The organism is Pseudomonas urmiensis (genome assembly GCF_014268815.2).
GTDB classification, from domain to species: domain Bacteria; phylum Pseudomonadota; class Gammaproteobacteria; order Pseudomonadales; family Pseudomonadaceae; genus Aquipseudomonas; species Aquipseudomonas urmiensis.
Genome location: NZ_JABWRE020000001.1, coordinates 660,639 through 683,529 on the forward strand (window position 1 = coordinate 660,639; position 22,891 = coordinate 683,529).

A 22,891-nucleotide genomic window follows, 5' to 3' on the forward strand; every position below is an offset into this window, starting at 1 on the left:
TGATCCACAAATGCCATTGGGAAAGAATCGCAGGCCCGCCTAGATTAGCGACCAGTGTTTTCCAGCATGCCAAGGAACATCCATGACTCCGAACGCAGGTCAGCAATTTATCGGCGGCGCCCGTAGCGGCGCAGGCCAACCGCTGTTGCACAGCATCGACGCCCACACGGGCCAGGCCTTGCCGGGGGCCTTTTACCAGGCCAGCGACGCCGAGGTCGACGCTGCCGCACGTGCCGCCGCCCAGGCCTATCCCGTCTATCGGGCACTGGCGCCGCAGCGTCGGGCGCAGTTTCTCGACAGCATTGCCGAACAGCTTGATGCCCTGGGAGAAGACTTCATCGCCCTGGTCAGCCGCGAGACGGCGTTGCCGGCGGCGCGTATCCAGGGTGAGCGCGCTCGCACCAGCGGTCAGTTGCGCTTGTTTGCCCAGCTACTGCGTCGCGGTGATTTCCTCGCAGCCCGCATCGATCGCGCTCAACCGCAGCGCACGCCGCTGCCGCGTAGCGATATCCGCCAGTGCCGCATGGGCCTTGGCCCGGTAGCGGTGTTTGGTGCCAGCAACTTCCCCTTGGCCTTTTCCACTGCCGGTGGCGACACCGCTGCGGCGCTGGCCGCCGGCTGCCCGGTGGTGTTCAAGGCGCACAGCGGGCATATGGCCACTGCCGAGGCGGTCGCCCAGGCCATCATTCGTGCGGCCGAGCGCTGCGCCATGCCGGCTGGCGTATTCAACATGATCTTCGGTGCCGGGGTCGGTGAAGCGCTGGTCAAGCATCCGGCGATCCAGGCAGTGGGCTTTACCGGTTCGCTCAAGGGCGGGCGAGCGCTGTGCGACATGGCGGCGGCACGTGCGCAACCGATCCCGGTGTTTGCCGAGATGAGCAGCATCAACCCGGTGATCGTCTTGCCAGAGGCGCTGGCGAGCCGAGGTGAGGCCATCGCGGGCGAGCTGGCCGCCTCGGTGGTGCTGGGCTGCGGACAGTTCTGTACCAACCCTGGGCTGGTGCTGGGCGTGCGTTCTGCGCCGCTCAGCGCTTTCGTCGAGCAATTGCAGGCACGCATCGCCGATCAGCCGCCGCAGACCATGCTCAACGCTGGCACCCTGCGCAGCTATGCCCAGGGTGTGGCTCAGCTCAAGGCGCACCCGGGTATCCGCCACCTGGCCGGCGCCGAGCAGCCAGCAGGGCAGGCCTGCGCGCAGTTGTTCCAGGCCGATGCCGAGCTGCTGTTGAACGGTGAGCCGTTGCTTCAGGAAGAAGTGTTCGGCCCTGCCACGGTGCTGGTCGAGGTCGCCGATCGCAGCGAGTTACTGGCGGCGCTGGCGGCGCTCGGCGGGCAACTGACGGCCACCCTGATTGGCGAGCCGGCTGAGTTGGCCGAGGCCTGCGACCTGGTGGCGCTGCTCGAACACAAGGCCGGGCGCCTGCTGATCAACGGCTACCCGACCGGCGTCGAGGTTTGCGAGGCGATGGTCCACGGCGGGCCGTATCCAGCCACTTCCGACAGCCGCGGCACCTCGGTCGGCACCCTGGCGATCGATCGCTTCCTGCGCCCGGTGTGCTACCAGAACTTCCCCCAGGCACTGCTGCCCGAGGCGCTACGTGACAGCAACCCGCTCGCGCTGCTGCGCCTGGTCGATGGCCAGCCCAGCCGCGACCCTTTGTCCTGACCCGCTGCACCACCGGGCGTACTGCGCCCGGTGCCCTGTCGATAACAACAATCAGGCATGCCCGACATGCCGAGGGGCTTCAACGATGCACAGCCAACCCGCCGCACCGGCCCGCGATCCGGGCTTCGAAGACCGTACCTATCGCAAGGTGATCCTGCGTATCCTGCCAATTTTGCTGTTGTGCTACATGGCCGCCTACCTGGACCGGGTCAACATCGGTTTTGCCAAGCTGGACATGCTCAACGACCTGCAATTTAGCAACACCGTGTATGCCCTGGGCGCCAGCGTGTTCTTCTGGGGCTACTTCCTGTTCGAGGTGCCCAGCAACCTGTTGCTGCACCGCTACGGCGCGCGCTTCTGGATCGCCCGGATCATGGCGAGCTGGGCGATCATTTCCATGGCCGTGGCCTTCACCGTGCCGCTGGCGAAACTGTTCCACGTCGAGGCCAGCACCATGTTCTACGTGCTGCGCTTCTTGCTGGGTATCTGCGAGGCGGGGTTCTTCCCTGGCGTGATCCTCTACCTCAACTACTGGTTCCCGACCCAGCGCCAGAGCCGGGTGATGTCCGGTTTCCTGATGGCCATGCCGGTCAGCCTGACCTTGGGCGGGGTGCTCTCAGGGTGGTTGATGACCAGCCTCGATGGCTGGCACGGCATGGCCGGCTGGCAGTGGATGCTGCTGATCGAAGGCCTGCCTTCGGTGATCATGGCGGTGGTGGTGTTCACCTGCCTGTGTGACAACATCGACAAGGCCCATTGGCTGTCGGCTGACGAGAAGCAGTTGCTCAAGGCCAATCTGCAGCAAGACAACCAGGGCAAGGTCTCACGCCTGAGCGAGGTGTTCTTCAATCCGCGGGTATGGCTGCTGGTGTTCATTCTGCTGACGTTCAACACTGGTTTCTATGGCCTGGCCTTCTGGATGCCGTCGATCATCAAGAGCGCCGGCATCACCAGCAGCTTTGATATCGGCTTGCTGACGGCCATCCCCTATGGCGTTGCGGTGATCGCCATGTTGCTCAATGCGCGGCACTCCAACCGCACTGGCGAGCGCCGCCTGCACGCGGCGATACCCGCATTCATCGGCGGCTGCGGCTTGATCCTCAGCGCGTTTTTCTCCGATAACCTGGTGCTCTCGGTGGTGTTCCTCACTGTCGCGGCCTCCGGCGTGCTCAGTCTGATGCCGATTTTCTGGACCCTGCCGGGTACCCTGTTGTCGGGGGTTGCCGCTGCGGCGGGGATTGGCATGATCAACGCCATCGGCAACCTGTCCGGTTTCACCGGTTCGATGATCACGGCCGTGGCCGAGAACCTGACCGGCAACATCAACAACGGCACCTATGTGTTGGGCTTGTGCCTGTTCGTCAGTGCCGTGCTGATCCTGGCCATCCCGGCAAGCATGCTGGGGCGGCGTGAAGCCCCGAGCAATGCATCGCTGAAACTGGAGGCGGCATGAACCTTCAGGGCAAACGGGTGCTGATCACGGCCGCTGGCCAAGGCATTGGCCTGGCCAGCGCGCAGGCGTTCGCGGCCGCCGGGGCAGAGGTGTTCGGCAGCGATATTCGCATCGACAGCCTGCTCGATGAGCCAGGTATCCAGGCGCGGGTTCTGGATGTGACCTCGGCCTCGGCGATCGAGGCGCTGCGCGCCGAACTGGGCGATATCGACGTGCTGTTCAACTGCGCAGGTTTCGTGCACAGCGGTGGCATTCTGGACTGCAACGAAGCGGCCTGGGAGCGTTCGCTGGCGCTCAACGTCACCGCCATGTACCGGATGATCCGTGCGTTCCTGCCAGGTATGCAGCGCCGCGGTGGTGGTTCGATCATCAACATGGCGTCGGTGGTTTCCAGCGTCAAGGCGGTGCCCAATCGCGTCGCCTATGGCGCGAGCAAGGCAGCCGTGATCGGCCTGACCAAAGCCGTCGCTGCCGACCATATCGCCGAGGGCATCCGCTGCAACGCGATCTGCCCGGGTACCGTCGACTCACCGTCGTTGCACCAGCGCATCGCCGCCCAGGCCCTGGCCCAAGGCCGCGATGCGCAGGAGGTCTACCGGCAATTCGTCAACCGCCAGCCTATGGGCCGGCTGGGCAGCGCCGAAGAGATCGCGCAATTGGCCGTGTACCTGGCCAGCGACGCCTCAGCCTACACCACTGGCGGTGTGCACCTGATCGACGGTGGCATGAGCTTGTGAATCCTTTGTATCGAGACAGGAGATACCCATGAAGTTGTTGCGTTATGGCGACAAAGGGGCCGAGCGTCCGGGCCTGCTGGACAGCGCAGGGCAGATTCGCGACCTCAGCCTGCATGTGGCGGATATCGCCGGTGCAGCACTGTCCAGCGACAGCCTGGCCCGCCTGGCCAGCCTGGATCCTGCCAGCCTGCCGTTGGTCCCTGGCACGCCGCGTATCGGCCCCTGCGTCGGGCAGATTGGCAAGTTCATCTGCATCGGCCTCAATTACGCCGACCATGCCGCTGAAGCCGGCATGGCCGTGCCCAGCGAGCCGATCATTTTCAACAAGTGGACCAGCGCGGTCTGTGGTCCCAACGACGATGTGCAGATCCCACGAGGCTCGACCAAGACCGACTGGGAAGTGGAGCTGGGCGTAGTGATCGGCAAGGGCGGGCGCTATATCGACCCAGCCAATGCCCTGGAGCACGTCGCCGGTTACTGCGTGATCAACGACGTATCGGAGCGCGAATGGCAGCTTGAACGCGGCGGTACCTGGGACAAGGGCAAAGGCTTCGACACGTTCGGGCCGATTGGACCGTGGCTGGTGACCCGTGACGAGGTGCCCGATCCGCATGCGCTGGATCTCTGGCTGGAGGTCGACGGCAAGCGTTATCAGCGCGGCAACACCCGTACCTTGATCTTCGGTATTGCCCAGTTGATCGCCTACCTGAGCCGCTGCATGAGCCTGCAACCGGGTGATGTGATCTCCACCGGCACCCCGCCCGGAGTCGGCATGGGGATCAAGCCAACGCCGGTGTTCCTGCGTCCCGGGCAGGTCATGCACTTGGGCATTGAAGGCCTTGGCGAACAGCGCCAGCTCACCGTACAGGCAGATTGAGAGTGAGCCGATGAAAGCTGAACTGTTGATGCTGGCGCCGTTGCTGGCCGATTACCAGGCGCGCCTGGATGAGCGTTTCCAGCGGGTCTGCGCCTTTGATGAAGCCAGCCGGCGGGCATTGCTGAGCGAGGGCCCGGAGCGCTTCACCACGCTGGTGACCAATGGCGGCGAGGGCGTCCCGCCCTGGCTCATGCAGGCGCTGGTCAACCTGCGGCTGATTGCGGTCAATGGGGTAGGGGTGGACCGCATCGACCTTGAGCAGGCGCACGCGCGGGGCATCGCGATCGTCACCACCGACGATCTTCTCACCGATGCCGTGGCCGACCAGGCCGTGGCGCTGCTGCTGGCTCAACTGCGCCAGGTGTGCCTGGCCGATCGCTTCGTCAGGCAAGGGCAGTGGCCCCTGGGTGGTTTCCCGCTGTTGGGGACCAGTCTGCGCGGGCAGCGAGTTGGCATCATCGGTCTGGGGCGGATCGGCATGGCCATCGCCGAACGGCTGCAGCCCTTTGGCGTCGTGCTTGCCTACCACAACCGTCGGCCGCGAGCCGCTTGTACGTTTGCCTATCACGCCGATCCACTCAGCCTGGCTGCGGCCTGCGATATCTTGGTGGTGGCGGCGGCCGGCGGTAGCGGCTCGCGTCACCTGGTCAATGCCCAGGTGCTGGAGGCGTTGGGGCCGAACGGGGTCATCGTCAATGTGGCCAGGGGCAGCGTGGTCGATGAAACTGAACTGGTCGCTCGCTTGGCCGACGGCCGTCTGGCCGGCGCTGCGCTGGATGTGTTTGCCGATGAGCCGCAAGTGCCCGAGGCGTTGCTGGGCATGGACAACGTGGTGCTCCAGCCGCACTTGGGCAGCGCCACCTTGCAGACCCGCCAGGCCATGGCCGACTGCGTGGTGCGCGCGGTGATCTCGGCGCACTGACGCCACATCCGGCCTGTGCGCGGCGCCCAACCAGCGCAAAGGGGTTGGGCCAGCCGCGCTTACTGCTGCTGGAGAATCGACCCCAGCAAGCCCGGAAAACGCCCATCGAGCTCAGCGCTTCTGAGCGAATTCATATGCGTGGTGCCGACATTGCGCGTATGCACCAGCCCGGCATCGCGCAGCACACGAAAGTGATGGGACATGCTCGATTTGGGCCGCCCGCCGTCCAACTCGCCACAGCTGGCCTCGGCCACAGCCGCCAGATGGCGGACGATTTCCAGGCGCACAGGGTCGCTCAGGGCGTAGAGCACGCGCTCCAGAATCAGGTCTTCAGGGTTGGGATGTTTATAGGCTCGCATGGCACACATGATAACGGGGGTTTCACAAATTGCCATAGTTCGAATATGATCGAACAATCGAATGCCCATTCAGCTTCTGGAGATTGTTCATGACCGCGCTGTTCCAACCCTACACCCTCAAGGACGTTACCCTACGCAATCGCATCGCCATTCCGCCGATGTGCCAGTACACCGCCGAGGACGGCATGATCAATGACTGGCACCACGTCCACCTGGCCAGCCTGGCCCGTGGTGGTGCCGGCCTGGTGGTGGTCGAGGCCACGGCAGTCGCACCGGAGGGGCGCATCACCCCCGGCTGCGCCGGTATCTGGAGCGACGCCCATGCGCAAGCCTTCGTGCCGGTGGTCAAGGCGATCAAGGCGGCAGGTTCGGTGCCAGGCATCCAGATCGCCCACGCCGGGCGCAAGGCCAGCGCCAATCGGCCGTGGGAAGGCGACGACCACATTGCTGCCGACGATGCGCGCGGCTGGCAGACCATCGCGCCCTCCGCCATCGCCTTCGGTGCCCACTTGCCGAAAGTGCCGCGTGAGATGACCCTGGCTGACATCGCCCGTGTCCAGCAAGACTTCGTCGATGCCGCCCGGCGCGCGCGAGACGCAGGCTTTGAGTGGATCGAGCTGCATTTTGCCCACGGTTATCTGGGCCAAAGCTTCTTCTCCGAGCATTCCAACCAGCGCACCGACGCCTACGGCGGCAGCTTCGACAACCGCAGCCGCTTCCTTCTGGAAACCCTGGCTGCGGTGCGCGAAGTGTGGCCAGAGAACCTGCCACTGACGGCGCGTTTCGGTGTGCTGGAATATGACGGTCGCGACGAGCAGACCCTTGAGGAATCGATCGAGCTGGCCCGCCGCTTCAAGGCCGGTGGCCTGGATCTGCTCAGCGTCAGCGTCGGCTTCACCATTGCCGAGACCAACATCCCGTGGGGCCCGGCGTTCATGGGGCCGATTGCCGAGCGCGTGCGTCGTGAGGCAAATTTGCCGGTGACTTCAGCCTGGGGCTTCGGTACGCCGCAGCTGGCCGAGGGGGCGCTGCAGGCCGGTCAGCTGGACCTGGTGTCGGTAGGCCGGGCGCACCTGGCCGATCCGCACTGGGCGTACTTTGCGGCCAAGGAACTGGGGGTCGACAAGGCCTCGTGGACCTTGCCAGCACCCTATGCGCATTGGCTTGAGCGCTATCGTTGAGCCCTAGCTGATTTGTAGTCAGTTACGGCGCTGTCGCGGGGCAAGCCCGCTCCCACGAGATGTATTCGAACACCTCGTAGGAGCGGGCGGGTCCCGCGATGCTTTCAACGGGGCGTCGACGCAAACAACGCTCGCGCCTCGTCGAAGCATTGCTCGGCAATTGCCGAGCGAGGCTCGCTGCGGCGCAATAGCAGGCCAACCGGGCTGAGCACGCTGGCGTCGGTGATGGGGATGATGCGCATGTGTTCGCTCAAGTCTTCCAGGCCGCAATCGAGCGGCATCACCGCACAGCACACGCCGCTGGTGATGGCCTGGATCAGCTGGAAGGTGGAGTCGCTTTCCAGCACGGCCATCGGCTCCAGGCCGCGGCTGCGAAAACTCAGGTCGAGCGATTGGCGGTAATGCATGCCCTTGCTCAACAGGCCCAACGGGATATCGTCGAGCTCCTCCCAACGCAGGGCGCTGTGCGCTAGCTGGAAATGCCGGGTGTCGTGCAACAAGCCCATGGTGGTAGTGCCCAGTTCGATCACGTCGAAGAAGCTCGCGTTGACCTGGTCCAGATAGCAGATACCCAGGTCCAGCTGGTTGCGGCTCAGGCCGTCGACGATCTGCTCGGAGGTGTGCGAGCTGAGCTGAAAGTGCAGTTCGGGGTATTTTTCCCGCAGGGGCAGCAGCAGGTGCATGGGGTTGAAGCTGGCCAGCGGCACGCTGCCCAGGCGCAGGCTGCCGACCACTTGGCCGCGACAGCTGGCCGCTTCGGCTTGCAGGCCGTCATGCGCCGCCAGCAGGGTGCGGGCCCAGGCCAGGATGCGCTCGCCGGCCTCGGTGAAACCTTCGAAGCGCTGGCCACGCTTGACCAGTACCAGGTCCAGTTCGTCTTCCAGGTTGCGCAGGCGCATGGACAGGGTCGGCTGGGTGATGTGGCACAGCGCCGCGGCCTGGCCGAAGTGGCGGGTCTGGTCGAGGGCGAGGAGAAACTTGAGCTGCTTGATATCCATGGGGCGGCCTGGCGGGCGGGAAACGGAGTTGCTTGACCTTAACCAAGTCTGCCGAGGCTGGCCAATCTTTAATGGTGACCGAATGATAGAGGCGGTTGATCGGCTGGTTCGCCATATCGATTGGACGCTGCCAAGGCTTGCCACTAGCGTGACGGCACTGCCAATTTCCAGAGGATGCCCAGGTGAGTGTAAAACCCGATGCGCAGTTCGTGCCGCTGAATATCGCCGTGCTGACCGTCAGCGATACCCGCAGCTTTGCCAACGACACCTCGGGCGAGCTGTTGGCCACCCGCTCGGTGCAGATCGGCCATCGGCTGGTCGAGCGGGTGCTGCTCAAGGACGACCTGTACAAGATCCGCGCCCAGGTCGCGACCTGGATCGCCGATGATCAGGTACAGGTCGTGTTGATCACCGGCGGCACTGGATTTACTGGGCGCGACAGTACGCCGGAGGCGGTGGAGTGTTTGCTGGACAAGCGTATCGATGGTTTCGGTGAGCTGTTCCGGGCGTTGTCGATCCTCGATATCGGCACCTCGACCGTGCAAAGCCGGGCGCTGGCCGGGTTGAGCAATGGCACCCTGGTGTGCTGCCTGCCGGGGTCGACGGGGGCGTGCCGTACGGCATGGGAGGGGATCTTGGCCGAGCAGCTGGATGCGCGCCATCGGCCGTGCAACTTCGTGCCGCATTTGAAGGCCGTGGGCTTGTGTGAAACGCGTGGTTGAGTGAATGGAATAGGGCGTCGTCTGTGCCGGCCCTATCTCGGGGCAAGCCCGCTCCCACGCAGTCGACATTTATCTTGGACATCTCGTGGGAGCGGGCTTGCCCCGCGATAGGGCCGCTCCTGCTAGTCAGCTCAGCACATGGTCCACTGGCACCAACGCCGGTGGCAGCGGCTCATGCCCCAGCGCCGACAGCACATCGCGCTCGATCGTGCGCACCATGGCATCGGTCGGCAGGTCGTTCTCATCGCGGCCAAACGGATCTTCCAGCTCGTTGCCAATCGCATCCAGGCCAAAGAACGTGTAGCTGACGATGGTGGTGAACAATGGCGCCAGCCATCCCAGCGGTTCGGCCAGAGCAAACGGCAGCAACAAACAGAAGATGTAGATGGTTCGGTGCAGCAGCAAGGTGTAGGGGAAGGGCAGCGGCGTACCTTTGATCCGCTCGCAGGTCGCCTGGACCTCCGACAACCCAACCAGCCGCTGCTCAAGCAGGGTGTAGCGCCACTCACTGATCTGCTGGCGCTGCGCCAAGTCCGAACAGTGCTGGCCCAGCTCGCGCAGGATCCCATCACAGACATTGTGCGAACTGATCGCACTCGACTCGGCCAGCCATGGCCGCGCAGCACTGAGCGGATCTTCATTGCGCAGCCCGGCATTGAGCGCATGGGCAAAGCCACACAAGCTGCGCAGCAGCTCTGCACGCAGCCGCTGATCGGCAATTGCCGTGCTTTCGCGCACGAACGAGCGCATCTCGATGATCATCCTGCCCCAGGCCTTGCGCCCCTCCCACCAGCGGTCATAGCAGGCGTTGTTGCGAAAGCTCATGAAGATCGACAGCGACAGGCCAAGCAAGGTGAACGGCGTGGCGCTGACCGGCGAGAAGCGTTCCGGATAATGCCGCTCGACCAGCACGATCAGCGCCGCCAGCAAGGTCACCAGCAGGCAGCGCAAGGCGATGCGTTTGACGATCGAGCCTTTGAGGGTGAACAGCACACGCAGCACATCGGGGCGGGAGTGGACGATCATGGCAATCCAGAGGCGGCCGATCAGCCGCCGGTCATGTTCATGAAACGCAGGATCTGTACCTCGCCGCCGACCTCGAAGTGGTGACGGTAAGGCTTGAGGTGCACGGCCTCACGGATGGCGTTCTCCAGCCGTTGGCTATCGCCCGGATGGGCGCGCAGGACTTGCTTGAGGTCCATCGAATGCTCGTTGCCCAGGCACAGCAGCAAGCGCCCTTCGACGGTCAGGCGCACCCGATTGCAGGTGGCGCAGAAGTTGTGGCTGTGCGGCGAGATGAATCCGACCCGGGTCTGCGGCGCCTCGGCCAGGCGCCAGTAACGGGCCGGCCCTTGGGAGGACTCGGCCGATTCGATCAGGGTGAAGTGCTCGGCCAAAAGCTCGCGCACTTCGTCGCTGGAGCAGTAGGATTCGCCGCGTTGATGCTCGCTGATCACCCCGAGCGGCATTTCTTCGATAAAGGAGATATCCAGCTCGCGGTCGATGGCAAAGCGCACCAGGTCGACGATTTCATCGTCGTTGCGGCCCTTGAGCACCACGCAGTTGAGCTTGGTGCGGCGAAAGCCTGCCTGGCGTGCAGCGTCGATGCCGGCGATCACCTGGGCCAGGTCGCCGGTGCGGGTGAGTTGGCGGAAACGCGCGCTGTCGAGGCTGTCGAGGCTGATGTTCAGGCGGCTGACGCCGGCGTCGAACAAAGGCTGCGCGAGTCGGCCCAGTTGCGAGCCGTTGCTGGTCAGGCACAGCTCACGCAGGCCGGGCAGGGCAGCGATACGCGCGCACAGTTCGACGATGCCCTGGCGCACCAGCGGCTCGCCACCGGTCAGGCGGATCTTGCGGGTACCGAGGGCGACGAAGCGCTCGGCCACTTGGTACAGCTCTTCGAGGCTGAGGATCTGCTGGCGCGGCAAGAACTGCATGTCTTCGGCCATGCAGTACACGCAACGGAAGTCGCAACGGTCGGTGACCGACATCCGCAGGTAGTCGATTCTTCGGTTGAAGCCGTCGATCAGGGCCTGGCCGTTGGGTTCCACATTCGCGCTCTGAGTAAGAGGGGGTTAGGTCCAAGCTATAACCTGCGCCGGGCTGCGTCAAATTGCTTTGCCCTCTCACATGATCAATCTCCTCTATCACTGCCACAGGCCTCGATTGGCAAGGGCTGTAGGCCATGATCGACAGGGCTTATCGTGCTGTAAGACATTTCGATTGGACGCACCAGGGGCGGCCTTCTTAGGCTGGAAAAAACATCGGGCGACTCGATCCGGTGAACCATTCGATGCCCCGCGTGAGGATCTACCGCATGAGCCAAGACCAACACATCAGGGACTACAAGGGCCCGGCCGCCGGCTGGGGCGCGCTCAAGAGCGTGACCAAGAGCTGGCTGGGCAGTGAAAACGCCTTCAAGAATCTGCGGGCCATGCTCAAGACCAACCAGAACGGGGGCTTCGACTGCCCAGGCTGCGCCTGGGGCGAGTCGCCGGAAAGCGACATGGTCAAGTTCTGCGAAAACGGCGCCAAGGCGGTCAACTGGGAGGCCACCGGCCGCTCGGTGGACCCGGCGTTCTTCGCCAAGTACAGCGTCAGCGCCCTGGCCGAGCAGAGCGACTATTGGCTCGAATACCAAGGCCGCCTGACCCACCCGATGCGCTACGACGCCGCCACCGATCATTACGTAGAGACCAGCTGGGACGAGGCCTTCGCCCTGATTGCCGAGCACCTTAAGGCGCTTGCTTCGCCCGATGAAGCCGAGTTCTACACCTCAGGTCGGGCCAGCAACGAAGCGGCGTTTCTCTATCAGCTGTTCGTCCGCGCCTATGGCACCAACAACTTCCCCGACTGCTCGAACATGTGCCATGAAGCCAGTGGCGTGGGCATGGGCAGCACACTCGGGGTGGGCAAGGGCACGGTGGTGTTCCATGACCTGGAACTGGCCGATGCGATCTTCGTGATTGGCCAGAACCCTGGCACCAATCACCCGCGCATGCTCGAACCGTTGCGCGAGGCGGTTCGCCGCGGCGCGCAGGTGGTGTGTTTCAACCCGCTCAAGGAGCGCGGCCTGGAGCGTTTCCAGCACCCGCAGCACCCATTCGAGATGCTCAGCAATGGCTCTGAACCCACCAATACCGCCTACTTCCGCCCAGCGCTGGGCGGTGACATGGCGGCCATGCGCGGTATCGCCAAGTTCCTCTTGCAGTGGGAGCGCGAGGCCCAGGCCAATGGCCAGCCAGCGGTGTTCGACCATGCCTTCATCGCCGAGCACACCGACGGTATCGACGACTACCTGGCGGCGGTCGATGCTACCTCGTGGGCGCATATCGTCGAACAGTCTGGCCTGACCCTGGCCGAGATCGAGCTGGCTGCGCGCATGTACCGCAAGGCTGAGCGGGTGATCATGTGCTGGGCCATGGGCGTTACCCAGCATCGCCACTCGGTGCCGACCGTGCAGGAGCTGGTCAACCTGCAACTGCTGCGCGGCAACGTCGGCAAGCCGGGGGCCGGCCTGTCGCCAGTGCGCGGCCACAGCAACGTGCAGGGCGACCGCACCATGGGCATCGACGAGAAGCCCAAGGCAGCGTTGCTCGACGCCCTGGAAAAACGCTTCCAGTTCAAGGTGCCGCGTGAGCAGGGGCATAACGCCGTGCTGGCGATCCAGGCGATGGAGCAGGGCCGGGCCAAGGTGTTCATCGGCCTGGGCGGCAACTTCGCCCAAGCCACCCCCGATACCCCACGCACTCACGAGGCGCTGCGCAAGTGTGCGCTGACCGTGCAGATATCCACCAAGCTCAACCGCTCGCACCTGGTGACCGGGCGGGATGCGCTGATCCTGCCGTGCCTGGGTCGGACCGAGATCGACCTGCAAGCCAACGGTCCGCAAGGGGTGACGGTGGAAGACACCTTCAGCATGGTGCACATCTCCCACGGCCAGCTCAAAGCGCGCTCGCCGCACATGCGTTCGGAGCCGGCGATCATTGCCGGGATGGCCCAGGCGACCTTGGGCAAGCACCCCATCGACTGGGAGTACGCCATCGCCGATTACAGCCGTATCCGCAGCATGATCGCCGATGTGATCCCGGGTTTTGCCCAGTTCAATCAGCGCCTTGAGCAACCCGGCGGCTTCCATCTGGGCAACAGTGCGGCCGAGCGCACCTGGCGCACCTCTACGGGCACCGCGCGCTTCACCGCCAGCGCCCTGCCTGAGCACCTGGTCAACGCCCAGGTGCTGGCACGCGGGGATAAACCCGATCTGATCTTGCAGACCTTGCGCTCGCACGATCAGTACAACACCACGCTGTATGGCCTGGATGATCGCTATCGCGGGGTGTTTGGCCTGCGCGAAGTGGTGTTCGTCAACGAAGCCGACATCCGCCGCCTGGGCTTCGAGCCTGGCGAGCAGGTGGACATGGTTTCGCTCTGGGAGGACGGCCGTGAACGGCGGGTTAGTGGCTTTCGCCTGGTGGCGTTCGATGTGCCCGAGGGGCAGGCGGCGGCGTATTACCCGGAGACCAATCCGCTGGTGCCGTTGGAGAGCTATGGCGAAGGGACGTACACGCCGACCTCCAAGTTCGTGGCGATTCGTTTGGAGAAAGCCAAGCAGGGCAATCGGATCGGGCTGGTCGCTGCTGATTGATGGCGCCAATACCGGCCACTTCGCGGGCAAGTTGCAGCGGCGGTGCGCCGCTGCAACTTGCCCAGATTTCAGCGATGAACCGGATAAGCCGTGGTGTACTTCATCTGCTCCATGGCAAAACTCGAGGTGATGTTCGACAGCCCATCGGTGCTGGTAATCAGCTTCTTGTAGAAGCGGTCATAGGCTGCGATATCGCCCACCACCACACGCAGCATGTAGTCCCAATCCCCCGACATGCGATAAAACTCCATCACCTCCTCGAAGCTGCTCACCGTCGCGGCAAACTGCTCGAGCCAGGCGCTGTCGTGGCGTTGGGTCTTGAGCTGGACGAACACGGTCAGGCCCAGCCCCAGGCGCTCAGGGTCGAGCAGGGCGACGCGGCCACGGATGTAGCCTTCGTCTTCCAGGCGCTTGACCCGCTTCCAGCAGGGGGTGGTAGTGAGGTTGACCGCTTCGGCCAAGTCCTTGAGGGAAATCGATGCGTCGCGCTGGAGCAGGGTGAGGATGTGCTGGTCGAAACTGTCCATATCGGCGGGCGGCTATCAGCAGAAAAATATCCTCCACATTAGCTCAGCCAGAGCATGCAGAAAACACCAAGGGCTTGTCCGCGCAAAGGAAATTCCCCTCTCGGCCAGGGCGCGTTGGATATGCGATAGTGGCGCACTTCTCTTCTTTCCCAGTCAATGGACCCGACCATGTCCGACAAGCCGCGTAATTTCGCCACTCGCACCATTCATGCTGGCGAGCAATCCAGCGTTGCCGACAACGCCATCTTCCCGCCGATCTACACCGCCAGCTCGTACATCAAGCGCGGCCTGGACGATAACCCCGAGTACGCCTACAGCCGCGTCGCCAACCCGACCCGGCATGCCTATGAAACCTGCGTCGCCGCTCTGGAAGAAGGGGTTGGCGCGGTGGCGTGCGCCTCGGGTGTGAGCGCCACCGCCACAGTGCTGGAGCTGCTCTCCAAGGACGCTCACGTGGTGGTGATGAACGGCGTCTACGGCGGCACCTTCCGCCTGCTTGAAGACTACCGTGGGCGCACCTCGGGGCTGACCACCAGCTATGTCGACCTCAATGACCTGGAGGCCGTCGCTGCCGCAATTCGCCCAGAAACCCAGCTGATCTGGATCGAGTCGCCGACCAACCCGCTGCTGCACCTGGTCGATATCCAGGCGGTGTGCACGTTGGCCCGCGAGCGCGGCATTCTGACCTGCATCGACAACACCTTCTGCTCGCCCTGGAACCAGCAGCCAATCACCCTGGGCGTGGACTTGGTGATGCATTCGGCGAGCAAGTACATTGGCGGCCACTCCGACCTGACCGGTGGCGTGGTGGTCGCGGCCAACCAGGAGCTGCTCGGGCGCCTGCGCAAGATCAGCATGGCGGTGGGCGCGATCCAGGGCCCGTTCGATTGCTACCTGGCCCTGCGCGGGCTGAAGACCCTCGATGTGCGTATGGAGCGCCAGAGCGCCAACGCCCTGCGTGTAGCGCAGTTCCTTGAGGCGCATCCACAGGTCGAACAGGTGTATTACCCAGGCCTTGAGAGCCATCCGCAACACGCGCTGAGCAAGCGCCAGATGCGCACCGGTGGTGCGGTGGTGGCCATGCGCATCAAGGGTGATCGGGCGGCGGTCAATCGCCTGGTCGAAGCGCTGTCGATCTTTGTCCTGGCCGACTCCCTGGGTGGGGTGGAAAGCATGATCAACCACTCCTGGAGCATGTCGCACAACTCCCTGAGCCCTGAGCAGAAAGGGCTGATGGGGATCGGCGAAAACCTGCTGCGGCTGTCGGTGGGGATCGAGGATTACCGGGATCTGATCGAGGATCTGGATGTGGCCCTGAAGGCGTCTGCGTAAGCGCCTGACAGAGCCATCGCGGGGCAAGCCCGCTGCCACGTCGAACTCGTCGCGAGTAGCAGGTGGCAGCAGGTGTGCCCGGCGATGTTTGGTTGTGCCCGGGTCAGGATTTGGGCGGATGGATAATTCGTTCGATCTTGTCCTTGATCAGCAACCTTTCCTTGCGTAGCCGGTTGACGGCCTCGTCTGCGGTGCCGTTGCCCTCGGCGGCCACCACCTCTTTGTCCTTGCCGTTGTATTCCTTGTGCAGCTTGTGCAGCGCCGGGTCCTTGTCGATCAGGGCCTGGAAGGCATCAGCAGTAATGTGCAAGTCAGCGAGCAGATCATGCGGTACGGGCATTTCTTCACCTCTGTTCAGGGTTAGCGAAAGGTGTTGAACCCTGAGGATAGTCGCCTTTGCCGCGCTGGGGGAGTGGGGTAGGCTGTCGCTTCTGCCCGCGAACCGGAAACCCCTGCCATGCCGCACTTGAACCTGGAATACAGCGATAACCTGCCTGAGCTGAAGGTCGATGTACTGCTGTTGCGCCTAAACAACGCCTTGTTGGCCAGCGGCCAATTTGCCGATGAGCTGGATATCAAGAGCCGTGCCCAGGCCTTCGCCAACTACCAGGTAGGCACCTCGCTGGCCGCGCGAGCGTTTGCCCATGTGCGCCTGGCGATCCTCAGCGGGCGCACCGAAGCGGTCAAGAAACAACTGAGCGCGCATCTGCTGGAGGTGCTGCGCGAGGCCATCCCGGCGCAGCCCGGCCTGGATATCCAGTTGTGCGTGGAAGTGCTGGATATCGAGCGTGAGCCGTATGCCAAACTTCACCTGCCTGGCTAAACCTGGCGCAGGCACGGCAATGGTCGCCAGGTTTCGCGTGCAGGGCCCACGGCGTATATACTGCGCGCCAATGATTGTGGGAGAGCCTCGTGGCCATCGAAATACACTGGATCTGTGACGACCAAAGCCTGGCCGAGCACTGCCGGACCTGGCGCGAACTGCCCTTCGTAGCGCTCGATACCGAATTCATGCGGGTCGACACCTTTTATCCGAAAGCCGGCCTGCTGCAGATCGGCGATGGCAACAAGGCCTTTCTGATCGATCCGTTGCTGATCGGCAACTGGCAGCCGCTGGCCGAGCTGCTCGAAGACAGCGCTGTGGTCAAGGTCGTGCACGCCTGTAGCGAAGACCTCGAAGTGCTGCTGCGCCTGACCGGCAAGCTGCCCCAGCCGCTGTTCGACACGCAACTGGCCGCGGCCTATCTGAACATTGGCTTCTCGATGGGCTATTCGCGCCTGGTGCAGGAAGTGCTCGGGCTCGACCTGCCCAAGGGCGAGACTCGCTCCGACTGGTTGCAGCGCCCACTGTCGGAGACTCAGGTCAGCTACGCCGCCGAAGATGCCGTGCACCTGGCCGAGCTGTTCAGCGAGCTGCGCCCGAAACTGTCGGACGACAAATACGCCTGGGTGCTGGAAGACGGCGCCGAGCTGGTCGCGCAGATGCGCCGCGAGGTCGAACCCCAGACCCTCTACCGCGACGTCAAGCTGGCCTGGAAACTGTCGCGCCAGCAACTGGCGGTGCTGCGTGAGCTGTGCGCCTGGCGCGAGCGCGAGGCGCGCAGCCGCGACCTGCCGCGCAACCGCGTGCTGCGTGAGCATTCGCTGTGGCCGATGGCCAAGACCCAGCCCGACAACCTCTCGGCGCTGGCCAAGATCGATGACATGCACCCGCGTACCATCCGCCAGGACGGCGAGTTCCTGCTCAAGCTGATCAAGCAGGCCGGCAGCGTGCCCGCCGAGCAGTATCCACAAGCCTTGCCCGAACCCCTGCCAATCGAAGCCTCTGGCATCCTCAAGCGCCTGCGTGCGGTTGGCCAGGCCGAAGGCGAGCGGTTGGGCATCGCCCCCGAGCTGATGCTGCGCAAAAAGACCCTCGAAGCCCTGCTCAAGAGCGGCTACCCCAACGGTCCCTATCAATTGCCTGATTCGCTGCGCGGCTGGCGTCGCGAGCGGATGGGCCAGGCCCTGCTGGATGATCTGGCAGGTGCCGGAGAAGCCTGATGAAACGTATCTGTTCGATCTACAAAAGCCCGCGCAAGAACGAAATGTACCTCTACGTGCTCAAGGCCGATGGCCTGGAGCGTGTTCCCGACGGCCTGCTACCGTTTTTCGGCACCCCGATCCACGCCTTCGACCTGGTGCTCAGCCCAGAGCGCAAGCTGGCCCGCGAGGATATCGCCAAGGTGCTCGAGAACCTTGAGAACCAGGGTTATCACTTGCAGATGCCGCCCGCTGAAGACGAGTACATCGAGCACCTGCCCGAAGAGCTGCTGCGCCGCAACGACCCGGTCTGATTCCGGCCTGCGGCTAACCCTCTGCCAAGCGGCCCGCCAGTCGGGCCGCGTTTAGTTGTCTGCCAAGGTTGTTTTTCAAGATGCGCGTTCTGATCGCTGAACAGGATCATGCCAACTACGCTCGCCTGTTGGCCGAAGCGGCCCCGGACCTGCAGGTGGTGACCAGCGGTGACTCCGCCGAACTGGCCCGCCTGGCGCCCGACAGCCCCGTGTGGCTGGGGCAGCCTGACCTGCTCGCCAGCCTGCTGCGCCAGGGCCATAAGCCGCAATGGGTGCAATCGACCTGGGCCGGCATCACCCCGTTGTTGGCTGACGGCCTGCCACGTGATTACCGCCTGACCCGCGCCGTGGGGATTTTTGGCCAGGTCATGGCCGAATACATGCTGACCTACATGCTCGGCCATGAGCGCGATGTGCTGTCGCGGCTGGTCAGCCAGGTCGAGCGGCGTTGGGACGACCGCCCGGGGCGCACCTTGGAGGGGCGTCAGGTGCTGATCGTCGGTACCGGTGATATCGGTCAACGTGTTGCCGAGTTCTTGCTGCCATTTGGCGTGGTCCTGCGCGGCGTTGCCAGCAGTGCCCGGGAGCAGGCGCCGTTCATTGAAGTGGCGGGGTTGGATCAGTTACCGCGCATGGTCGAACAAGCGGACTATGTGCTCAACCTGCTGCCCGATACACCCGCGACCCATGATCTGTACGACGCTGCGCTGTTCAAGCGCTTCAAGCCCAGCGCGCTGTTCATCAACGCCGGGCGCGGGGTGGCGGTGGTCGATGGCGACCTGGTCGAGGCGCTCAAGGAAGGGCATCTGGCAGGCGCGGTGATCGATGTCTGCCGTCAGGAGCCATTGCCCCAGCGCCACCCGTTCTGGACCGCCTGGGGCTTGCTGTTGACCGGGCACAGCTCGGCGCCCACCTCGCCAGCGGCGATGGTGCGTTTGTTCGTCGAGAATGCGCAGGCGTATGCGGCGGGGCAGGGCTTGCGTGGGGAAGTGGATTTTCTGCGCGGGTACTGAACTTGATTGCTGTGCCGGCCTCATCGCGGGGCAAGCCCGCTCCCACGCTCGTATGAGCTACGCCCCAGATGTTGGACACCCATCCATCATCTGGGGCGTAGCTGAGTATCTCGTGGGAGCGGGCTTGCCCCGCGATGAGGCCGGCACAGGCGATAAACCTATTACAAGCTGAAATCACCCTCAGCCGCCAACTCGCTCAACGGCCGGCGCGGGCTCGGCACTTCGCGCGCCTGTAGCGCCTCGGCCAGAGTGGCCTTGTCGCCCAGCTTGCCGATCGCAACCATGGCATGCAGGTCATAGCCCTCGGGGATCTTCAGCTCCTTGCGCGCCAGCTCCTGGTCGAACCCGGCCATGCCGTGGGTGTGCCAGCCACTGATGCTCGCTTGCAGGGCCAGGTGGCCCCAGGCGGAACCGGTGTCGAAGGTGTGCCACAGCGCCGGTTTGTCATCGAAGCTGGTCTTGGAGATGATCAGCACCAATGCCGAAGCCTGCTGGGCCCAGCTACGGTTGAACGGCACCAGCAGTTCCAGGTAGCGCTCCCAGTTGGGGGTGTCGCGCCGCGCATAAAGGAAGCGCCATGGCTGCGAGTTGTACGCCGACGGCGCCCAGCGCGCCGCTTCCAGGAAGCTCAGCAGAATGTCTTCGCTGATCGGCTCGGCGGTAAACGCGCGCGGCGACCAGCGGTTGATGAACTGCTCGTTGATGGCGTAATCGGCAATGCGGGGATTGGCGCTCATGGTGGCTCCTGCAAGGTAGGGAAAGACCAGAAGCGCACGCTACTGCGTCCAGCAGGTACTGACAAGCGGTCTGGCTTTGCCCAAGGCCAGGCTCTAGACTGGCGCCGCCGCGCGCCGTGAATGAAGAATCAATGCAGGAAACCGTGTGATGATGCCGCAAACCGCGCCCTTCTGGCGGCGCAAGACCCTCGAACAGCTCGATGCGCAGGAGTGGGAATCGCTCTGTGACGGCTGCGGCATGTGCTGCCTGCAAAAGCTCGAGGATGAGGACGACAACAGCGTCTACTACACGCGTATCGCCTGCAAGCTGCTCGATCTCGACAGCTGCCAGTGCAGCGACTATCCCAACCGCTTTGCCCAGGTGCCTGACTGCATCCAGCTCACCCCTGGCAAGGCCGATCAGTTCAAATGGTTGCCGCCCACTTGCGGCTATCGCCTGGTCAGTGAAGGCAAGGATCTGCCTGCCTGGCACCACCTGGTCTGCGGTGACCGCAAGCAGGTGCATGAGCAGCGTATCTCCCAGTCCGGACGTATGCTCAGTGAGAACGATGTGGATGAAGACGACTGGGAAGACCACCTGATTTTCCGCGCCGGCTGAGCCCCGGTCTTTCGCCTCTGCTGAACAAGGAGTTTCTGTATGCGTCGCCCTCTGCTGTTGGTCCTGGGTCTTGCGGCCTGCACGCCGGCCTGGGCCAAGAAGGTCGATCTGGATTACCAGGTGCGATTGCTGCCATCGACCAGCCAGGCCGAGGTGCGCCTGACCCTGGCTGACGGCAGCGCGGTGCGCAGCCTGGACTTCGACCTGGGCAAGGCGGGCGCCTACAGCGAGTTTCACGCCGACGGCCAATGGCAGCAGCAGGGCGAGCGCGGGGTATGGCGCCCGGCGCCAGGCAAGACCAGCCTCAGCTACCGTGTGCAACTCGACCAGAAACCCCACGGCGGCGCCTATGAAAGCCGCATCACCCCGCACTGGGCAGTGTTTCGTGGCGATCAGCTGGTGCCCCCGGCGCGCCTCGACCAGCAGGACGGCACCGAGCTGGTCGCACGCCTGGCTTTTGAATTGCCGGCGGGCTGGAAGAGTGTAGAAACCGCCTGGCCGCGCATCGGCAAGCAGAAGTTCCGTATCGATAACGTCTCGCGGCTGTTCGACCGTCCCACCGGTTGGATGCTGGCTGGCAACCTCGGCAGCCGTCGGGCGCGCCTGGGCGAAACCGACGTGACCGTGGCGGCGCCGCAAGGGCAGGGCATGCGCCGCATGGATACCCTGACGTTACTGACGTTCGTCTGGCCGCAGGTGCAGGCGGTATTCCCACGTAATCCGCCCAAGCTGTTACTGGTCGGCGCGCGCGATGAGATGTGGCGCGGCGTGCTGACCGGACGTAATTCGCTGTTCCTGCACAGTAACCGGCCGTTGATCGGTGACAGCGGCAATAGTCCGCTGCTACGCGAACTGGTGCAGGTGTTCGCGCAGATCAATGACCGCGATGGCAGCGACTGGATCGGTGAGAGCCTGACCGATTACTACGCCAACGAATTGCTGCGTCGGGCTGGAGGCGTCAGTGATGACCGCTATCAGGCCTGGCAGGCGCGCCTGCAAAAGCTAGGCAGCAAAGTCACCCGCCTGCGGGGCAACCAGGCCGACCCTGGTCAGGTCGCGCGGGGCGTGCAGCTGTTGCAGGCGCTGGACCGCGAGATCCGCCTGCACACCCAGAACAAGCGCTCGCTGGATGATGTCGCGCGGGCGCTGATGCGCGTGCCCAGCGTCAACACCGAAGAGTTCATCCAGCTCAGCGAAAGCGTGCTGGGGCGCCAATCCGAAGTGCTGCAAAGCAAGCTCCTGCGCTGACGCCTTTCTCTCAAAACCTGCGCTAAACCTGTGCGAGCGGGCTTGCCCCGCGATGGCGATCACCGGCCCGACGCTGCAGTTAAATTTTCGCCGCAGGATCCGTCCCAGTCACCGTCACCCCGCGCGTCGCCGCCTCGGCACTGGCCCTGAGCACCTCAAGCTCTGCCGCGCTGCGCTGAATGTCGCCACGCAGGCGCTGATACTCCTGGCGATGGCTCAACCACCAGGCCTTGGTCGAGCAGTGCCCGCTGATCCCGCGTGCCAGTGCCAACCCTCCAACCGCCACCTGCAACAGGCCGATCAGGCCGCCATGGCGCAGGCCTTTGCCGATCATCAATGCACCACCCGCCAGCGAACTGGCGCGTTCCAGGCCGTGGACGTTGTGCTCTTTGCTTACTGTGGGGGAATGGATATCGAGCATGACGAACTCTCCGTTGCAAGTGTAAGCAGCTGACCCTGCGGGTTACAGGCGCGTTCATTTCGATTGCTGGACGGCGGTTGCGCTGCGCTGGTTGATCCCTGCTTCGACAGGTAACGCCAGCCGGCGATTGTGCTTCACAATGTCCGGTCTGAATACTTTTCTGTCGGGTTTGGCAATGCATCATTGAGCGCGCCAACTCGGTCGCTCAAAATCCTTGCAGGCCACCAAATACGTGCCCTGCGCAGATCGAGCCATTCATCCAAAAGGCTGTAGACAAATTGTCTAACAGCGCCCTATAGTCGTTATACAAATAGTAGACACAGCGCTATGACAACAAAGAAGGCCGCCATGAAAGCCACCAGCATCGTCCAGCCGATCAGCAACGAGGTGCCCCAGGACCGCAAGGCCGTCCTGGCCCAAGCGCTGCGTCGGCGCATCCTCAGCATGGAGCTGGCGCCTGGTGCGGTGGTGGATGAACTGGCCCTGTGCGACGAATTCGGCCTGTCGCGTCCACCGGTTCGCGAGCTGCTGCGCCAGATTGCCGCCGAAGGCTACATCGAGCTGGAAGCCAACCGTGCGCCACGGGTAGCGGCGATGAACCACGAGTCGCTGCACAGCTTCTACCTGGCCGCGCCGCTGATCTACGTCGCCACCACCCAGCTGGCCGCCAGCTACGCCAGCGCCGCCGAAATCGAAGTGCTCAAGGGCATCCAGGCCCAGTTCCGCCAGGCGATCGAACAGCGAGACGTGGAAAACCGGGTGCTCTACAACGATGCCTTCCACCTGGAAATCGGCAAGATGGCGCACAACGATTACCTGATGCCCAGCCTGCGGCGGATCCTTATCGACCACACTCGCCTGGGCAAGATTTTCTACCGTCACCCGACCACCGATGACATGCAGCGCGATCTGGAACTTGCCTGCGCGCAGCACGAGCAGATCATCGAGGCGATCGAGCGGCGCGATCCTGAAACCGCAGGCCGCGTGGTGCGTGCGCACATGGAATTGTCGCGCCGACGCATGGCTGAGTACGCCGCACCCCAGGGACTGGATGTGCCGATCGAAATGTAGAGATTGAAGTCACCGCCCGTAGCGGTGAATGCACGACCACAACACACC

Annotated in this window: 24 protein-coding genes; 16 read left to right on the forward strand and 8 right to left on the reverse strand. The window is 63.8% G+C overall.

Going from position 1 to position 22,891, the window contains the following annotated elements:
• Positions 1 to 82 precede the first annotated feature (82 nt).
• From HU737_RS03020 to HU737_RS03040, 5 genes are all read left to right on the forward strand, one after another.
• Entirely contained in the window at positions 83 to 1,666 is a 1,584-nt protein-coding gene (locus tag HU737_RS03020) for an aldehyde dehydrogenase (NADP(+)) (RefSeq protein WP_186555317.1), read from the forward strand.
• Between the two features lie 85 nt (positions 1,667 to 1,751).
• Positions 1,752 to 3,119 carry an MFS transporter gene (locus HU737_RS03025; protein ID WP_367616006.1) on the forward strand — a complete coding sequence of 456 codons (1,368 nt, stop codon included), beginning with the start codon at positions 1,752 to 1,754 and terminating at the stop codon, positions 3,117 to 3,119.
• On the forward strand, positions 3,116 to 3,856 hold the full coding sequence (locus HU737_RS03030; protein WP_186555316.1) for an SDR family oxidoreductase: 741 nt from the start codon (positions 3,116 to 3,118) through the stop codon (positions 3,854 to 3,856). Before HU737_RS03025 ends, HU737_RS03030 begins: the two co-directional genes overlap by 4 nt.
• Before the next feature lie 28 nt (positions 3,857 to 3,884).
• A complete protein-coding gene (locus HU737_RS03035) occupies positions 3,885 to 4,733 on the forward strand; it encodes an ureidoglycolate lyase (RefSeq protein ID WP_186555315.1) in 849 nt (282 codons plus the stop codon).
• Positions 4,734 to 4,743: 10 nt separating this feature from the next.
• Positions 4,744 to 5,655, forward strand: coding sequence for a 2-hydroxyacid dehydrogenase (locus HU737_RS03040; RefSeq protein ID WP_186555314.1), 912 nt, complete (start codon positions 4,744 to 4,746; stop codon positions 5,653 to 5,655).
• A gap of 59 nt (positions 5,656 to 5,714) precedes the next feature.
• On the opposite strand, the gene HU737_RS03045 is transcribed toward HU737_RS03040, so the two are convergent.
• Positions 5,715 to 6,050 carry an ArsR/SmtB family transcription factor gene (locus HU737_RS03045; protein ID WP_186555479.1) on the reverse strand — a complete coding sequence of 112 codons (336 nt, stop codon included), beginning with the start codon at positions 6,048 to 6,050 and terminating at the stop codon, positions 5,715 to 5,717.
• A gap of 53 nt (positions 6,051 to 6,103) precedes the next feature.
• On the opposite strand from HU737_RS03045, the gene xenA reads away from it, so the two are divergent.
• Positions 6,104 to 7,195 (forward strand): xenobiotic reductase XenA, encoded by a 1,092-nt coding sequence (gene xenA / locus HU737_RS03050; RefSeq protein ID WP_186555313.1) that lies wholly within the window; start codon positions 6,104 to 6,106, stop codon positions 7,193 to 7,195.
• 104 nt (positions 7,196 to 7,299) lie between these two features.
• Here the strand turns inward: xenA and HU737_RS03055 are convergent, their stop codons facing one another.
• On the reverse strand, positions 7,300 to 8,193 hold the full coding sequence (locus tag HU737_RS03055; RefSeq protein ID WP_186555312.1) for a LysR family transcriptional regulator: 894 nt from the start codon (positions 8,191 to 8,193) through the stop codon (positions 7,300 to 7,302).
• 182 nt (positions 8,194 to 8,375) lie between these two features.
• Here HU737_RS03055 and moaB point away from each other — a divergent pair, with 182 nt between their 5' ends.
• Complete coding sequence (moaB, locus tag HU737_RS03060) at positions 8,376 to 8,915, forward strand: molybdenum cofactor biosynthesis protein B (protein ID WP_186555311.1); 540 nt, start codon at positions 8,376 to 8,378, stop codon at positions 8,913 to 8,915.
• Between the two features lie 126 nt (positions 8,916 to 9,041).
• Here moaB and HU737_RS03065 read toward each other — a convergent pair whose 3' ends face one another.
• Both HU737_RS03065 and moaA read right to left on the reverse strand, forming a co-directional pair.
• The gene (locus tag HU737_RS03065; RefSeq protein ID WP_186555310.1) at positions 9,042 to 9,941 is read right to left on the reverse strand and encodes a bestrophin family protein; all 900 of its coding nucleotides are present in this window, start codon (positions 9,939 to 9,941) and stop codon (positions 9,042 to 9,044) included.
• A gap of 20 nt (positions 9,942 to 9,961) precedes the next feature.
• Complete coding sequence (gene moaA, locus HU737_RS03070) at positions 9,962 to 10,966, reverse strand: GTP 3',8-cyclase MoaA (protein ID WP_186555309.1); 1,005 nt, start codon at positions 10,964 to 10,966, stop codon at positions 9,962 to 9,964.
• Between the two features lie 266 nt (positions 10,967 to 11,232).
• Here moaA and HU737_RS03075 point away from each other — a divergent pair, with 266 nt between their 5' ends.
• On the forward strand, positions 11,233 to 13,560 hold the full coding sequence (locus tag HU737_RS03075; protein WP_186555308.1) for an FdhF/YdeP family oxidoreductase: 2,328 nt from the start codon (positions 11,233 to 11,235) through the stop codon (positions 13,558 to 13,560).
• Positions 13,561 to 13,628: 68 nt separating this feature from the next.
• Here HU737_RS03075 and HU737_RS03080 read toward each other — a convergent pair whose 3' ends face one another.
• Positions 13,629 to 14,087 (reverse strand): Lrp/AsnC family transcriptional regulator, encoded by a 459-nt coding sequence (locus tag HU737_RS03080; protein WP_186555307.1) that lies wholly within the window; start codon positions 14,085 to 14,087, stop codon positions 13,629 to 13,631.
• 156 nt (positions 14,088 to 14,243) lie between these two features.
• Between HU737_RS03080 and HU737_RS03085 the strand changes: the two genes are divergently transcribed.
• Positions 14,244 to 15,419, forward strand: a complete 1,176-nt coding sequence (locus HU737_RS03085) for a trans-sulfuration enzyme family protein (RefSeq protein ID WP_186555306.1) — start codon at positions 14,244 to 14,246, stop codon at positions 15,417 to 15,419.
• Between the two features lie 103 nt (positions 15,420 to 15,522).
• Here the strand turns inward: HU737_RS03085 and HU737_RS03090 are convergent, their stop codons facing one another.
• Complete coding sequence (locus HU737_RS03090; RefSeq protein ID WP_186555305.1) at positions 15,523 to 15,759, reverse strand: HP1242/YdcH family protein; 237 nt, start codon at positions 15,757 to 15,759, stop codon at positions 15,523 to 15,525.
• A 117-nt stretch (positions 15,760 to 15,876) separates the two neighbouring features.
• Here HU737_RS03090 and HU737_RS03095 point away from each other — a divergent pair, with 117 nt between their 5' ends.
• The 4 genes from HU737_RS03095 (at position 15,877) to HU737_RS03110 (ending at position 18,768) form a co-directional block, all read left to right on the forward strand.
• On the forward strand, positions 15,877 to 16,242 hold the full coding sequence (locus HU737_RS03095) for a 5-carboxymethyl-2-hydroxymuconate Delta-isomerase (protein ID WP_186555304.1): 366 nt from the start codon (positions 15,877 to 15,879) through the stop codon (positions 16,240 to 16,242).
• Between the two features lie 89 nt (positions 16,243 to 16,331).
• Entirely contained in the window at positions 16,332 to 17,462 is a 1,131-nt protein-coding gene (gene rnd / locus HU737_RS03100) for a ribonuclease D (protein ID WP_186555303.1), read from the forward strand.
• Positions 17,462 to 17,755, forward strand: coding sequence for a YcgL domain-containing protein (locus HU737_RS03105; protein ID WP_186555302.1), 294 nt, complete (start codon positions 17,462 to 17,464; stop codon positions 17,753 to 17,755). The genes rnd and HU737_RS03105 overlap by 1 nt, the downstream gene beginning before the upstream one ends.
• An 80-nt stretch (positions 17,756 to 17,835) precedes the next feature.
• A complete protein-coding gene (locus HU737_RS03110; protein WP_186555301.1) occupies positions 17,836 to 18,768 on the forward strand; it encodes a D-2-hydroxyacid dehydrogenase in 933 nt (310 codons plus the stop codon).
• Positions 18,769 to 18,929: 161 nt separating this feature from the next.
• Here the strand turns inward: HU737_RS03110 and HU737_RS03115 are convergent, their stop codons facing one another.
• Positions 18,930 to 19,505, reverse strand: a complete 576-nt coding sequence (locus tag HU737_RS03115; protein WP_186555300.1) for a nitroreductase family protein — start codon at positions 19,503 to 19,505, stop codon at positions 18,930 to 18,932.
• Positions 19,506 to 19,653: 148 nt separating this feature from the next.
• On the opposite strand from HU737_RS03115, the gene HU737_RS03120 reads away from it, so the two are divergent.
• Together HU737_RS03120 and HU737_RS03125 are read left to right on the forward strand one after the other, a co-directional pair.
• A complete protein-coding gene (locus HU737_RS03120; protein ID WP_186555299.1) occupies positions 19,654 to 20,103 on the forward strand; it encodes a YcgN family cysteine cluster protein in 450 nt (149 codons plus the stop codon).
• A 39-nt stretch (positions 20,104 to 20,142) separates the two neighbouring features.
• Entirely contained in the window at positions 20,143 to 21,351 is a 1,209-nt protein-coding gene (locus HU737_RS03125; protein ID WP_186555298.1) for a M61 metallopeptidase family protein, read from the forward strand.
• A gap of 79 nt (positions 21,352 to 21,430) precedes the next feature.
• On the opposite strand, the gene HU737_RS03130 is transcribed toward HU737_RS03125, so the two are convergent.
• On the reverse strand, positions 21,431 to 21,772 hold the full coding sequence (locus HU737_RS03130; protein WP_186555297.1) for a YgaP family membrane protein: 342 nt from the start codon (positions 21,770 to 21,772) through the stop codon (positions 21,431 to 21,433).
• 348 nt (positions 21,773 to 22,120) lie between these two features.
• Between HU737_RS03130 and HU737_RS03135 the strand changes: the two genes are divergently transcribed.
• The gene (locus HU737_RS03135; RefSeq protein WP_186555296.1) at positions 22,121 to 22,843 is read left to right on the forward strand and encodes a GntR family transcriptional regulator; all 723 of its coding nucleotides are present in this window, start codon (positions 22,121 to 22,123) and stop codon (positions 22,841 to 22,843) included.
• Positions 22,844 to 22,891 lie beyond the last annotated feature (48 nt).